Genomic DNA, 12,519 nt, shown 5'->3' on the forward strand with positions numbered 1-12,519 from the left:
ACCCGCACATTCAACCGCTCACTAAATAACCATCTCCATTGGGGGAGCTTTGCCTGGCAATTTCCATATTCGCGTGTTTCGCACCTTGGTAGTGGTACAGATCCTGGTAGCGATAAGCGCGCTATGGATGACCTCTTCGGTCCATCGCGTGTACAGAAACTCACTGGCTCGGCATCAGGAGTTACGCGCGTATCGCCAGCGAGTGGAAGCGATCGCGAAGAAGCTGCAATCCATCGAGGGCATAGCACCTCAAGATGGGAATACTTCCAAAGTGCTTGTCCAGTTGGCTCAGGACGCGCAGGCCGTTACGGCCCAGTGGCCGCTTGGTCCGGCTACTGACGGCTCGGATACGGATCTGACGCAAGCAAGTTTGCAGACCGTCGCGATCGAAGCGCAACAACTGGCTCAGGAGGCAAGCGTCCCTCATCCGGAAGATGCTGGCCAGCGGAAGTTGCGACAGGCGCAAGCGCATTTGTTAGCCGCGATGCGGCGACTCGGCGAAGAAGCGGATACGCTCGAAGCGCACGAATTTGAGCAGCTTCAACTGGAAGCGCGCTATGGCGGCTGGACCGAGGTTCTGGAAACGACCACGCTCCTGCTGATCCTGTTGACCGTGATTTATGTCGCATGGTTGCAACGCGCCATACAGTCTCAAGTGACGACTCGCGAAGAGACCGAACGAGAACTGCGCCGGGAGCGCAATACGCTGGAACAGCGCGTGAAGGAGCGCACGGCGGAACTGCAAACCGAAGTACAGGAGCGGCGCCGGGCCGAGCAGTTGAACCGCGGACGGAACCAGGTACTCGAGATGTTGGCCTGCGATGAGCCGACGCAAACGATACTCGAAACCCTGGTCGAAACAGTGGCCACCCACCGCTCGACCTGGGCCTGCGCATTGCACCTGCTCGATGGGGAGACTCTGAAGCTGACTGCGCAATCCCGTCTGCCCTCAACCTTGGCAGCAAGGCTGGATCGTATCGCTGCGAAGATCACGGATGCTCCCGAGATCGCGGTGCTGAACGGAGAGGAAGTCTTCGTGCTTCCCGATCTTAACCAGGAGCATAGACCTTGGATCGAACTTCTGCGGGCCAATGGCGCTCAATCGGCTTGGTCGGCCCCCTTTCTGCGTGAAGGTAAGCCCGTGGGCACAATGACGATCTACACCCTGCTCCGCTATCCTCCCAGGGAAGCCGACATTGAGCTCTTGAAGATGAGCTGCCAGATGGCGTCGTTGATTCTGGAACGGCAACGCATGAATGAGGAGTTGATTCATCGCGCCTACCACGATCCATTGACCGGATTGGGGAACCGGCGATTGGGCAAGGAAGGTCTGGAGGATGGAATTCGGCGGTCTCGGCGCAGCGGCGAAGGCTTGGGCGTGTTCTGGATGGATCTCAACAAGTTCAAGCAGATCAATGACACATACGGCCACACCGCCGGCGACCAAGTATTACAAGAGGTCGCCCGACGCCTGACCTCTGGTATACGCTCCTGTGACACCGTGGCACGGATGGGCGGGGACGAGTTCATGATCGTGATGGAACGAATGGAGAACCGGAAGGCGGCTGAACAGGTCGCAAATGAACTGCTGACCCTTCTATCCGAACCCGTCGTTATAAACGACCTTCAACTCAGCGTGACCGCCAGCGTCGGTATCTCGTTCTATCCCGAGGATGGTGATTCGGCCGACACTCTCGAGCAGCGAGCCGATGTAGCCATGTATAAGGCCAAGTTCGGCGGTGTTGGTGTGCGCTCGTTCACACCCGTGCTAAACGAGGAGCGTGTCGAGCGGCTGGCGCTCGAAACCGAGATGGCGCGCGCCCTCGAACACGGCGGATTCAGCCTCGCTTATCAACCGCAGTGCCTGGCCACAGGTGAAGTCATCAAATTGGAAGCGCTGCTGCGGCTCGAGCATTCCGAGTTAGGAAGCATCCCGCCGTCGCGCTTTATTCCCATTGCCGAAGAAACGCAGTTGATTCTGCCGCTCGGCCGGTGGGTATTGGAGCAGGCATGCCGCCAGATACGCCTTTGGCAGGATGCTGGCTACCCGGTTGTGCCCGTAGCGGTTAATATTTCTTCACTTCAATTCGTCCGCGAAGGCTTTTCTAAGGAAGTGGCGGAGATTTTGGCCCATGCAGGTGTTATGCCGTCGCTGTTGGAACTGGAACTGACGGAAAGCATCGTCATGAAGGACTTTGCCGAATCGGCGCGCCAGATGAAGAAACTGAAGAAGTTGGGAGTCCGCATCGCGATCGACGATTTCGGAACCGGCTATTCATCCCTCAGCTATCTGCATCGACTCCCCATCGACGTATTGAAAATCGACCGCTCGTTTGTTGAAATGATCGACCAATCGGAGGGCACCCTGCCAATCATAGAGGCCATTATCTCGATGGCTCAGGTGCTTGGGCTCCGCGTAGTGGGCGAGGGCGTCGAGACCCTGAGCCAGATGGAAGCCCTGTGCAAAGGCGGGTGCGACATCCTGCAGGGCTACTTATTCTCGCAGCCAGTCTCGGCAGCAAAGGTGGTGCACGTGTTAGAAGCCAGGACGCTCACTCCGACACTGCAAGCGTGAAGATGGGTGGTGCTTCCCACATCGCACAATGGCACACGCTTTGTAAGCGTCTGTAGCACAAGCATGCCAGAATCTGCACCGTCTCACCCGCGTCACAACGCGCATCTATGACCGCGAACTACAGAAGACGGGACTTGAAACCACTCAATTCGGCCCCCTTACGGCGATTGGAAGGACCGGAGAAACCAATCCGAAACGGCTGAGTTGGCTTTGCAATAGATAGGACGATGCTGACGCGGACCCTTTCTCTCATGATCGAGAAGGGATGGATCCAAGTCAGGCCTGGTCAGGACAGGCGGGAACGCTGCTCATCCTCTTGAGGATTATTTCGATCGTCCTTCCGCGAAGCGATTGCCATGACAAAAGTCCTCAATATCTTCTCCTCCGCTGTCGCTACTGCAATCTTTATATCGACAGATGGCACGATAACGCACTTGTTGACGAGCAGCGGGAGATCGCTGGACTGAACCGCGTTCGCCAGTACTAAGCCGGAGAAGGTTCTTCTTTGTGTTCCCGGTTCCGAGCGAGCCATTCAGAAGGAGAAATTCCTATGCGTTGCGTAAAGACTCGCGTCAGAGCGGTCGCATTGGTATATCCCACGGCGGATGCGATCAGCTTTAGCGAGTTGCCCTTACGCAGCATTGTCTGGGCAACCCCCAGCCGCCAATTTGTCAGGTAATCAAACGGTGTCATGCCGATGACTTCCCGAAAATAAGCGGCAAAACGCGCCCGGGACATACCGGCGCGTTGAGCAAGTTCTTCCAGCGACCAGGAAGTTTCAGGATGCCTATGCATGCATTCTATCGCCTTGCTCAAACGCAGATCGGTGAGTCCCATCAAAACTCCGCTGTCGACTAGATGTGCATTCATTGCCGATCGGATGAGTAGCACGAAGAGATATTCGAATAATCGATCTAAGGCAGTTTGGCGGCCCGGCAATTTAGAGAAAGCCTCCGAAAACAAAAGCTGCAGCGTCGGTCCAAGTTCAGGAAGAGCGTCGAGCGGAAGCACAAGCGGTTCTGGAAACGACGCGAGGACAGGATTCAGCATCCCTGCGCCGAATTCGATCGTCGCGCATACGAGCTCGACTCCTTCTTGCTCTGGCCCGTGAAGACGATGAAAGCGAGGACGGGGAAAAAACAGGATGCTCGGTGTATCAATGACGATCTGACGAGCGTCTTGCCGTGTGACCTTCAGTCTTCCTTTTTTGAGCACATGAAGATATGCGGCATGTTCGCTTTGATCCGCGGAGCTTCCGCACAAGAGTCCCGAATAAAACATCCGAGCCGTGAGGGAGAACCGTTCGAAGAAGGGTGCGAGCCGATCCATATGAGACTATAAGGTATCCCAACGAGACTCCATGTGACAATCCGTCCCATCTCATCGCTAGAAAGACAATTCTAACGATTGAACCAGGACAGGAGAATAGGGATGTCAAAACCATTAGAAAACAGAATTGCACTCGTCACAGGGTCATCGCGCGGAATCGGAGCTGCCATCGCTATCCGTTTGGCCGCCGAGGGCGCGTCCGTAATCGTCAATTACGCGGCCAGTCGCGATCGTGCGGAGAAGGTCGTCAAGGAAATCCGCGATGCCGGCGGTAAAGCAGAAGCCGTGGCGCAGATCTGAGCACTCCTGAGGGGGTCAACGCGCTAGCCGCGTCGATCGACCGGGCTTTCGGCGGCTCTTTCGGCGGTCGACTCGACATTCTCGTAAATAATGCAGGATCGGTGATCTTCGGGCCGTTCGTGGAGGGTGCCGAAGACTTCTACGACAAGCGTTTCAATCTCAACGTTCGGTCGCTCATCGCGTTGTCGAAGGACGCTGCACGCCGGATGATTCCGCAAAAGTGGGGGCGAATTATCAACATCGGATCTTGCGTCGGGGAGGCCGCACCGTTCGCGGGCGCAACCATGTACGTCGCAACGAAATTTGCAGTTCATGGCTTCACGCGCGGACTCTCGAGAGAGTTGGGAGCTAGCGGAATTACCGTCAACGGCGTACAACCTGGCCCGATTGACACTGAATTGAGCCCCGCCGACGGCCCCAATTCGGAGGTCGCGAAAAAGCGGACCAGCGTTGGGCGCTACGGTCACGTGGAAGAGATTGCTTCTGCTGTCGCATTCCTCGCTCATCCGGAGTCAGCTTTCATCAACGGCGAGAACCTGACCGTGGACGGCGGCTGGAACGCATAACCGTCCGGGTAGCCACGGGTTGAAATCGCAGCTACCCTCCGTCGGTCTCCTGATGCGGGATTTGAGATGTTGCGACTCAACGCCCGTTTCGCTTGCTTGACTTCGGCGGAATCGGTCGACTGAGTTAAATCAATCCATTTGAGACTACAAGATATCTCAATGCCGCTCTATGCCGACCATGCGTCTCATCTCACGTTCAGAAAAAGCTTTCCTGCGCAGCGCGCAGAAGCGCCACCCAAGATTGGAGAAGAATATGTCCCGTATCGATCCCGTTATCGCACTCAACATCGACAACCAGGTTGCCGCCGCGCCTTCTCAGGATTCCTCGACCGCGCCTTTTAAATCAACTCAACGTAGCCTAACCGGATTGGCCGCATGGATATACGACCATAACGCTCCTTTCCTTGTGACCAGCCTTGGCATGATCGTTATGCTTCTTTGGGCCGGATCCTGTTCCTCTACAAGGATGTCATCTCGCTCGGGGTATCGCTCTACCTGATCTGCTATTTCGGCTACAAGGCTCTCCCTTTGGAAAACAGAGGCGAGTGAATGAAGCGGAGGACACAGGGGCACACCCAGTGTGGTGGCTATCAACCTCTGCCGAAGCGATGACATTTCTAAATGGGAATTTTGTCGGATCAAATCTCGCCATTCCCGTGCGTTTTGGGGTCACATTGATGCCCTGAAGCGTGTAACCAGCCGCGCTCCCCACACCTCTCAACGTCGGGAGCGCCCAAAACCAAGAATGGAGCTACTCGCATGTTTGATATGAAAAATCTCACTCGGCTGAAGAAACTCGATGAGAATGCACCTGAAACGATGAAGGCCTTTTGGGCTTTTGATAAAGAGGCGTTCAAAGACGGCGCCATCGATCTTCTGCACAAGCAGTTGACGGCGGTGGCTGTTGCGCTGACTACGCAGTGCCCCTACTGCATTGAGTTGCATGTAAAAGCAGCGCGCCAGGCCGGCGCAAATGACGCGATGCTCACAGAAACAGCCATGGTTGCCGCTGCAATGCGTGCGGGCGCAGCGGTCACGCACGCGTCTCACTTGTTCAAAGAGTAACAAGAGCTAAGGTCGCGATCGTGCCCCATGTCTTGAGACGTGGGGCACGATCGCGACGTCCAGCTGCCTGAAAGCATCTGCTTTACAGGTTCCGCATCTGTGCTGCATGCGAGTGCCCCCTGGAAGCCTGAGGAGATTGCTTCCGCAACGGTGCTCCTGGCTTCGGACGAGAGCAGCTACATTACTGGAATCGATTTGCCGGTCGACGGCGGCTTTGTGGCCGCCCGAGTCGGATTTCGAGGGATCCGGCACAAACAAACAAAGAGTTCCATAGCAGCTTCAAAGATCGGCGCGGTTTTCTATATCATTTGGGCCTGCTTGCATCTTCTGGCCACATACTCGGTATACGTGCTTTGGTCGGCCATTGGATTCGATAAGTTAGGATTTTCTTTTAGGTGATTCTGTGGTCCTTTACTCTCGATACGTTCTGCCGCATTTGATCGACCTCGCGATGAGAAATGGGGAGGCCACACGTCTTCGTGCGGCCTGGATTCCTCAAGCAAAGGGGGACGTGCTAGAGATTGGCATCGGTTCCGGTTTGAACTTGCCATTCTATTCAGCGCAGGTAAAGCGCGTGTTCGGCGTTGAACCTTCTGTTGAACTGCAGCATATAGCGAAGAAGAGAGTAAGCGGCCACGTGGATGTTGAATTCCTCAGCCAATCAGCCGAACAGGAATTGCCGCTGCCGGACGCGAGTATCGACACGATTGTCATGACATGGACTCTCTGTTCCATTCCGAACCCCGATGAGGCACTCCGCCAGATGAAACGAGTCCTCAAGCCGGACGGCCAGCTTCTCTTTATGGAGCACGGCCTATCTCGCGATTCCGGCATAGTGGCTTGGCAGGACCGGCTCACTCCCGCATGGAGGCTCATTGCGGGTGGATGCCATCTGAACCGCAAGGTTGACGACCTCATTTCAGCAGCGGGGTTCCGCGTAACGGCCTTGAATACTTTCTACACTGTCGGGCCACGTCCCATGACATACACCTATCAAGGGCTCGCTCAGTTGGCATAATTATTAGATTCGCAGTGGCACCCCATCATCGTGACGGCCTTGGTGTTGCCCTCGATTCATATCCGCAACCACTGCGGTTAAACCGGCTTCAATTCCTTAACGCTGTACAACTCCAACGAGATCATTCATGACTGCATCAATTTCCGTCTGAGTCGTTCCGCGACCAAGGCTGAAACGAATTGCCCCCATTCCGATTTCCGGTGGAACCCTCATCGCCTGCAATACAGGTGACAATTCGACTGAACCAGAATGGCAGGCTGATCCGGTCGAGGCGGCAACCCGCGGCATCCGGCTGAGAATGTCAGCGCCGGCATACCCGACGAAGCCAACGTTCAGCGTGTTCGGCAAACGCTCAGTCGGATGGCCAATCATCACCACTCTTTCGCCAAATGCCGATTGAAGCCGTTCCCAGAAGTAGTCGCGGAGAATCCTCACCGGCTCCATACCTATCCAGTTTCCTGCCACTTCGCAGGCGACGCCTAGAGCTGCGTTCAACAACACATTTTCGGTTCCGGCTCTCCGGCCGCTCTCATGGCCTGCGCCGTGGATGAGTGGCTCGATGGAAACCCCTTCGCGAATATAAAGCGCACCAACTCCCTTGGGACCATACAGCTTGTGCCCTGCCACGGATAACAAATCGACACCTAATTCCGTGACATTGCATGCAATCTTGCCTACCGATTGAGCAGCGTCCGTATGCAGCAGAATCCCGGTGTCGCGAATGAGTTGCGAAATCTCCGCTATGGGTTGAATAGTGCCCACTTCATTGTTGGCATGCATCACTGAAACCAGAATGGTTTCAGGCCGTAATCCCCTGCGGACATCGTCCGGGTTTACGCGGCCATATCCATCAACCGAAAGATAGGTCACGCTGGCCCCGAGCCTCTCCAGGAATCGGCAGGGATTGATGATTGCCGGGTGCTCGACTTGCGTCGTAATGATGTGAACATCACGCCGGGCCGCCGCGAAGAACGCGCCCTTGAGGGCGTGATTGTTGGCTTCGCTGCCCCCGCTCGTAAAAACAATCTCGCTCGGCTTGCAAGCCAGCAAATGGGCGACCTGGGCGCGGGCGTCTTCCACTGCCTGTCGCGCCGGTCTGCCGGCCCAGTGGTTGCTGGATGGGTTCCCGTAAGGCTCCTCAAGGATTCGAGCCATCGCTGCACGCACTTCAGGCGCCAACGGTGTGCTTGCATTGAAGTCGAGATAGATTCTGCTCATGCCGTCACTCATATGGATTACACCTTGTCTGCTCTTACGGTCAGGAATGCGGCACCCAATGCCCCTAGATGGCTCAATACATGTTCAGCGCCGCGCATCGTCCGAGCGGCAGAGCCAATGGGTGGATAGTAGATGCTGCCTCTCGTTGATTCAACTTTGAAACCTTCCTTGGCGATCAGCCCATGCAGTTCGTGCGCAGTCCAAAAGTGAGCTTTCCTCCAAAATGAATTGCCGAGCCAGCCACTGAGCCGCCTCTTCAGTGCCCATAGACTGTATGCTCCGAGTTCGACGATGAGCCTGCCTCCGGACCGCAAAACACGGTGAGCTTCTCCGAGCGCAAGCGATGCATCATTGACCAGGCATAGCAACGTCACCATAAAGACAGCATCAAATGATTCGCCCGCGAAGGGCAGACTCTCCGCGGACGCGTGAGCAGAAGAAATCGTAGCTCCTTCAACGAGTGCACTAACGCGAGCGGCTTCAAGCATTGCATCCGACGTGTCGATCGCAGTGACTCTCGCAACATGTCTCCAAGCCAGTAGCGAATATGCTCCGCCTCCACAACAGGCATCGAGAACAGAGAGACCTCTGAGTTCGCCGGCGGTAGCTAAAATCGCTTCCTGCTCGATTCGCTCCGTTATGCTGCCAAGAAGAGAAGATCGCCAGCGTGCGTAGGAGTCCGGTCTTAATGTCTTGGCATCAGAATGGTCCGCTTCTCGGGCCACAGGCTGTTTCAAAAAACGAGGACCTTGTCTGCCTTCATGGTCCATTGTGTGAGTTCATCCATGGTGCTTCGTTTCGTCCCTTCGACGATCATCTCCTGGCGAATCCCTCTCGCATCCATGCAGGTTCCGCATATGCCAATCTGCGAGCCCTTGGCCGCAAGGGCCTTCAACATGCGCTCGATGTTGTAGTACCCGTTTGGTGTGGTCTGTCCCCCGATTGCGCAACTTGCGGCATCGCCGATCAGGAATATGGACACTGCTTCACCTTCCTGTTTTGCTAGTGATCCCGCGAGACGAAGTCCGTTATAGCTGCGTTCCGTTCCGTATGGTGCATCATTCAAAATGACGAGATAATTCATGGCCGCTTTCCTTTCTTTCTCTTGTTCCCACTCACCATCCAAAATCGAGCGGAGGCAAATCGTAGCGAATCGGTGCCAGGTAGTACGCGGCATTGATGCCACCGAATGAGCCGCCGATCACGACAGTCTGCTTCCGATTGTTGTTCATCGTGAAGCCTCTCCAATAACAACCGGAAGTCCCTGCGCACGCCATTCCGGGACACCGTCTTCAAGACGGAATGCACGGAACCCCTTGGCTCGCAGAATCTTGACGGCCTCTTTTGCGAGAACGCAATACGGCCCCCGGCAATAGGCCACAATTGGTTTGCGGCGGCGCAACTTGCCCAGAACAGAGTCGAGATCCCTGAGGGGCGCGGAAATCGCAAAGGGCAAGTGTGCTGCGCGGTATTCCTCCTCTGGACGCACGTCCAGCAGAATGACCTCTCCGCTCCGGATTCGATCGAGCAGCGTGTCCTTTTCGACGGGCTCAAGAGTCTCTGGGGCTTCCCTGAACCGCCGAAGAATCGCGTCAACCTCAGCAAGCCGCTTCTCTCCCAATGATCGGAGCGATTGAAAAAAGTCGCACACCGCGGGATCCGCTAACCGATAGGTCACGAACAGCCCTGCCTTTTCGCTTTCCACCAGCCGCGCACCATGCAAAACGCGTAGATGCTGCGATGTGTTGGCAATGCTTAACCCTGCTTCTTTGGCCAGGATCTCTACAGACCTCGGCCCCTGACAGAGCAGGTCAAGTAATTCGAGTCGAGCAGGACTGGCAACTGCCTTGCCGAGGCGTGCAAGCTGCTCGTAAAGCTGCTTAGATCTCTTCATGAGTATTCAATGAAATACTTGAATAGTATTGGTAAGATTGTCAAGAGAGAAGGAAGCGAATGGACAAACTACCTCTGCTGAACCATCCGGTCGATCAACCGAGCGTGTTTACGCCGGACAACCTGATTGAGAGCGTCCGCCGTTCCCGGCAGATTCCTGAAGGACCAATTCCAGAGCTGTGTTTACTGGAATTTGACGGTGATCTGACCGACTGGCTTATCGCTCAGGGTCTGGCGAAGCCATTCCCTTCCTGGCCCTGTTTTCACACCACAATGTACTCGCTCGCCGTTGAAGGGGTAACGTGCGGAATCATCCCGCGCACAATTGGCGGACCTTACGCGGTACTGATTGCTGAACAACTGGCAACGGCCGGTGCGAAGTTGATCATAGGGTTGACCTCAGCCGGTCGCGTCTCACGCGAATTGCCGGTGCCATGTCTAGTGGTTGCGACCAGCGCAATCCGTGATGAGGGGACATCGCTTCACTACGTGCCGGCAGGTAAGGAGATCGCCTGCCCAGCTAAGGATGTTGCAGCCGTAATCGAGCGAGAATTGAATACAACAGGATGGCCTGTCCGTGCGGGCAAAGTCTGGACGACAGATGCTCCATATAGAGAAACACAGGCTCAGTTGGACCATTGGGCCGCTGAAGGCGTTCTTGCAGTCGAAATGCAGGCCGCTTCACTGTTCGCGTTTGGCACCGCCAGAGGCATTGCGGTCACCTCTATCGCGATGGTGAGTAACGCTGTGGATCACGAAGGTGAGCAGTTCGATACCGGGACGCTGCAAGAGGGTTTCCATATTCTTGAGGCTTGCACACGCGCGTTTAAGACGGTCCATTCCCTGTAGTGGAGCGATACGATTCTTCTTCAGGTCACAATAAAGATCCGTTCATTCCTCGTTTGATCGTTCTAGTTCTGCCACAAGGTCAAATCCTCGCGGACTGGAAACCTGCAATTTTGGATGGGAAGGAGACACTGATCAGCGACGCAGCTCCGAACAGGAGAACCGTCAAGGTCGAAACTCAATTGGACCAGCTTGGACCAAGCACTGAAGGAAGGGTGGCTGTAAGCGCTTGATTTATTGGCTCCTCAGGTAGGACTCGAACCTACAACCCTTCGGTTAACAGCCGAATGATAAACGTCGGAGTACACGTGTTTTCAATGGAGTACAGAGGAGCGATCGGAGTGATTGGAGCCTCCACGGCGCGCAATTCGGCGAATAATTCGGCGAAGCTGCCCCTCATAACAACTTGGCCAACGGTCAAAATGCCAGCCTAACCGCTTCTGGAAACCTGGTCGTGGACAGAACGGTTTGAAATCGAGGTGCTGCCGCAAATCCAATCTCCTTGGCTAAGGGACCTCTTACTATCGATCTCGGCCACTCAGAACCAGCTCCGTCCAGTTGGCTACTGTCTGGAGCAGGTCCAAAAGCGCATATCCAAGAGGATTCGCCAGGGCATATTCTACCCGCGGCACTTTTCCGGCGTACTCAGTCCGAATGATCAGTCCGTGATTCACCATCTGCCGAAGATGCTGATTGAGCACTTTCTTTGAGACCGGCGAAAGCCGTCTCTTAAGTTCGCCGAAATGTGTAGGGCCATTCTGAAGATGTCGAAGGATCGGCACCCTCCACTTCCCTTCAACCAAGGTGATCGCGGACCGGGCGGCCAACTCCTCGCACAGCGAGAATTTGTTCGCTTGCCTTCCCCTTTGATCGATCACGAACACCGTCGGAGTCTGAGTGCCAATTAGGAGACGCTCAGGCAAAACGCGGTCATCTTCCCGAAGAAGATCTTCGCTTGCTCGTGATGTCGCTGTCCGCTGCACGCCAGAAGCCCTGCGGCTACTAAAGGCATTTTCGAGGGCCGAGTGTGGGGGCGAAATTGAAGTTTTTTGCGAGAATCTGGCCTATACTACGGGTACCTGGTGGTTCCTCCCCCTCCGGGCAAATGCTCCCGAATGCCGCCTAATGGTCGCAGCTGGCAAGTGCTGACGTGGAGTTGGGCCTGCACGACCGGACACCCTGCTTCTGATCAGGTTTTGGAGGCCGCTGCTAACGCAGCCTGGCCCTACGCTCTGCTGTGTGCCTGGACATTCCTCAATGACGCCCATGTCGCCCATGATCTGATGGAGCATGCCATCCGAAACGCGACCGAGTACATTTCCCGTCATCCCGATGCCAGCTCGGCTAAGGTAAACGCTCGGGTAAAAAGCGAGATTCGCCGCGAAGCGAAACACCTGGCTTTCAAGCAAAGGCGCGAACGCCCAAGCGGCTCGGCATCGGACTTCGAAGCGGTTTGTGCGGCTCAGCCAGAAATCGAGCAACGCATCTACGCGAGCGAGATTTTCGCCAAACTGTCGCCATTTGCTCAAGGCATTATCAATCGGCGCTGGCTCGGTTATTCGTGGCGAGAGATAGGTAGTGACTTGGAAATGGACTACTCGGAGGTCCGCAAGGCATACTTCCGTGAGTTGGGGTTGCTGCTTGAAAATTTATCCCGACCCGGAGAATCCCCGAAATGCGACTGAGTTGGCGCCGGTCTTCAGACGCTG

Annotated in this window: 12 protein-coding genes and 1 tRNA gene; 7 read left to right on the forward strand and 6 right to left on the reverse strand. The window is 55.5% G+C overall.

What is annotated here, in order from left to right; all coding sequences use genetic code 11:
- Nucleotides 1-202 precede the first annotated feature (202 nt).
- The gene (locus tag VM554_05605; GenBank protein HVJ07839.1) at nucleotides 203-2,575 is read left to right on the forward strand and encodes an EAL domain-containing protein; all 2,373 of its coding nucleotides are present in this window, start codon (nucleotides 203-205) and stop codon (nucleotides 2,573-2,575) included.
- A 483-nt stretch (nucleotides 2,576-3,058) separates the two neighbouring features.
- Here VM554_05605 and VM554_05610 read toward each other — a convergent pair whose 3' ends face one another.
- Nucleotides 3,059-3,904 carry an AraC family transcriptional regulator gene (locus VM554_05610; GenBank protein ID HVJ07840.1) on the reverse strand — a complete coding sequence of 282 codons (846 nt, stop codon included), beginning with the start codon at nucleotides 3,902-3,904 and terminating at the stop codon, nucleotides 3,059-3,061.
- A 102-nt stretch (nucleotides 3,905-4,006) separates the two neighbouring features.
- Here VM554_05610 and VM554_05615 point away from each other — a divergent pair, with 102 nt between their 5' ends.
- The 4 genes from VM554_05615 (at nucleotide 4,007) to VM554_05630 (ending at nucleotide 6,853) form a co-directional block, all read left to right on the forward strand.
- Nucleotides 4,007-4,204, forward strand: a complete 198-nt coding sequence (locus VM554_05615) for an SDR family NAD(P)-dependent oxidoreductase (GenBank protein HVJ07841.1) — start codon at nucleotides 4,007-4,009, stop codon at nucleotides 4,202-4,204.
- Between the two features lie 35 nt (nucleotides 4,205-4,239).
- Nucleotides 4,240-4,770, forward strand: a complete 531-nt coding sequence (locus VM554_05620) for an SDR family oxidoreductase (GenBank protein ID HVJ07842.1) — start codon at nucleotides 4,240-4,242, stop codon at nucleotides 4,768-4,770.
- Between the two features lie 759 nt (nucleotides 4,771-5,529).
- On the forward strand, nucleotides 5,530-5,835 hold the full coding sequence (locus VM554_05625) for a carboxymuconolactone decarboxylase family protein (protein ID HVJ07843.1): 306 nt from the start codon (nucleotides 5,530-5,532) through the stop codon (nucleotides 5,833-5,835).
- Nucleotides 5,836-6,271: 436 nt separating this feature from the next.
- Nucleotides 6,272-6,853: a class I SAM-dependent methyltransferase gene (locus VM554_05630; GenBank protein ID HVJ07844.1), complete on the forward strand. Its 582-nt coding sequence runs from the start codon at nucleotides 6,272-6,274 to the stop codon at nucleotides 6,851-6,853.
- A 96-nt stretch (nucleotides 6,854-6,949) separates the two neighbouring features.
- Here VM554_05630 and VM554_05635 read toward each other — a convergent pair whose 3' ends face one another.
- From VM554_05635 to VM554_05650, 4 genes are all read right to left on the reverse strand, one after another.
- Nucleotides 6,950-8,071 (reverse strand): cysteine desulfurase family protein, encoded by a 1,122-nt coding sequence (locus VM554_05635; protein HVJ07845.1) that lies wholly within the window; start codon nucleotides 8,069-8,071, stop codon nucleotides 6,950-6,952.
- A gap of 17 nt (nucleotides 8,072-8,088) precedes the next feature.
- On the reverse strand, nucleotides 8,089-8,841 hold the full coding sequence (locus VM554_05640; GenBank protein ID HVJ07846.1) for a class I SAM-dependent methyltransferase: 753 nt from the start codon (nucleotides 8,839-8,841) through the stop codon (nucleotides 8,089-8,091).
- Entirely contained in the window at nucleotides 8,805-9,155 is a 351-nt protein-coding gene (locus tag VM554_05645; GenBank protein HVJ07847.1) for a DsrE family protein, read from the reverse strand. Before VM554_05645 ends, VM554_05640 begins: the two co-directional genes overlap by 37 nt.
- Nucleotides 9,156-9,299: 144 nt before the next feature.
- Nucleotides 9,300-9,965, reverse strand: coding sequence for a metalloregulator ArsR/SmtB family transcription factor (locus VM554_05650; GenBank protein HVJ07848.1), 666 nt, complete (start codon nucleotides 9,963-9,965; stop codon nucleotides 9,300-9,302).
- A gap of 59 nt (nucleotides 9,966-10,024) precedes the next feature.
- Here VM554_05650 and VM554_05655 point away from each other — a divergent pair, with 59 nt between their 5' ends.
- Entirely contained in the window at nucleotides 10,025-10,813 is a 789-nt protein-coding gene (locus VM554_05655; protein ID HVJ07849.1) for a nucleoside phosphorylase, read from the forward strand.
- Between the two features lie 235 nt (nucleotides 10,814-11,048).
- Here the strand turns inward: VM554_05655 and VM554_05660 are convergent.
- Nucleotides 11,049-11,142: transfer RNA gene (locus VM554_05660), tRNA-Ser, on the reverse strand.
- 810 nt (nucleotides 11,143-11,952) lie between these two features.
- Here VM554_05660 and VM554_05665 point away from each other — a divergent pair.
- Nucleotides 11,953-12,495, forward strand: coding sequence for a hypothetical protein (locus VM554_05665; protein HVJ07850.1), 543 nt, complete (start codon nucleotides 11,953-11,955; stop codon nucleotides 12,493-12,495).
- Nucleotides 12,496-12,519: the final 24 nt, after the last annotated feature.

This window comes from Acidisarcina sp. (genome assembly GCA_035539175.1).
Classification (GTDB): Bacteria; Acidobacteriota; Terriglobia; order Terriglobales; family Acidobacteriaceae; genus JANXZS01.

What these genes read in the sequence shown, in the direction of transcription:
- VM554_05610 (HVJ07840.1), bottom strand. Translation starts at nt 3,904, where the DNA reads ATGGATCGGCTCGCACCCTTCTTCGAACGGTTCTCCCTCACGGCTCGG.
- VM554_05615 (HVJ07841.1), top strand. Translation starts at nt 4,007, where the DNA reads ATGTCAAAACCATTAGAAAACAGAATTGCACTCGTCACAGGGTCATCG.
- VM554_05625 (HVJ07843.1), top strand. Translation starts at nt 5,530, where the DNA reads ATGTTTGATATGAAAAATCTCACTCGGCTGAAGAAACTCGATGAGAAT.
- VM554_05635 (HVJ07845.1), bottom strand. Translation starts at nt 8,071, where the DNA reads ATGAGCAGAATCTATCTCGACTTCAATGCAAGCACACCGTTGGCGCCT.
- VM554_05640 (HVJ07846.1), bottom strand. Translation starts at nt 8,841, where the DNA reads ATGGACCATGAAGGCAGACAAGGTCCTCGTTTTTTGAAACAGCCTGTG.
- VM554_05645 (HVJ07847.1), bottom strand. Translation starts at nt 9,155, where the DNA reads ATGAATTATCTCGTCATTTTGAATGATGCACCATACGGAACGGAACGC.
- VM554_05650 (HVJ07848.1), bottom strand. Translation starts at nt 9,965, where the DNA reads ATGAAGAGATCTAAGCAGCTTTACGAGCAGCTTGCACGCCTCGGCAAG.
- VM554_05655 (HVJ07849.1), top strand. Translation starts at nt 10,025, where the DNA reads ATGGACAAACTACCTCTGCTGAACCATCCGGTCGATCAACCGAGCGTG.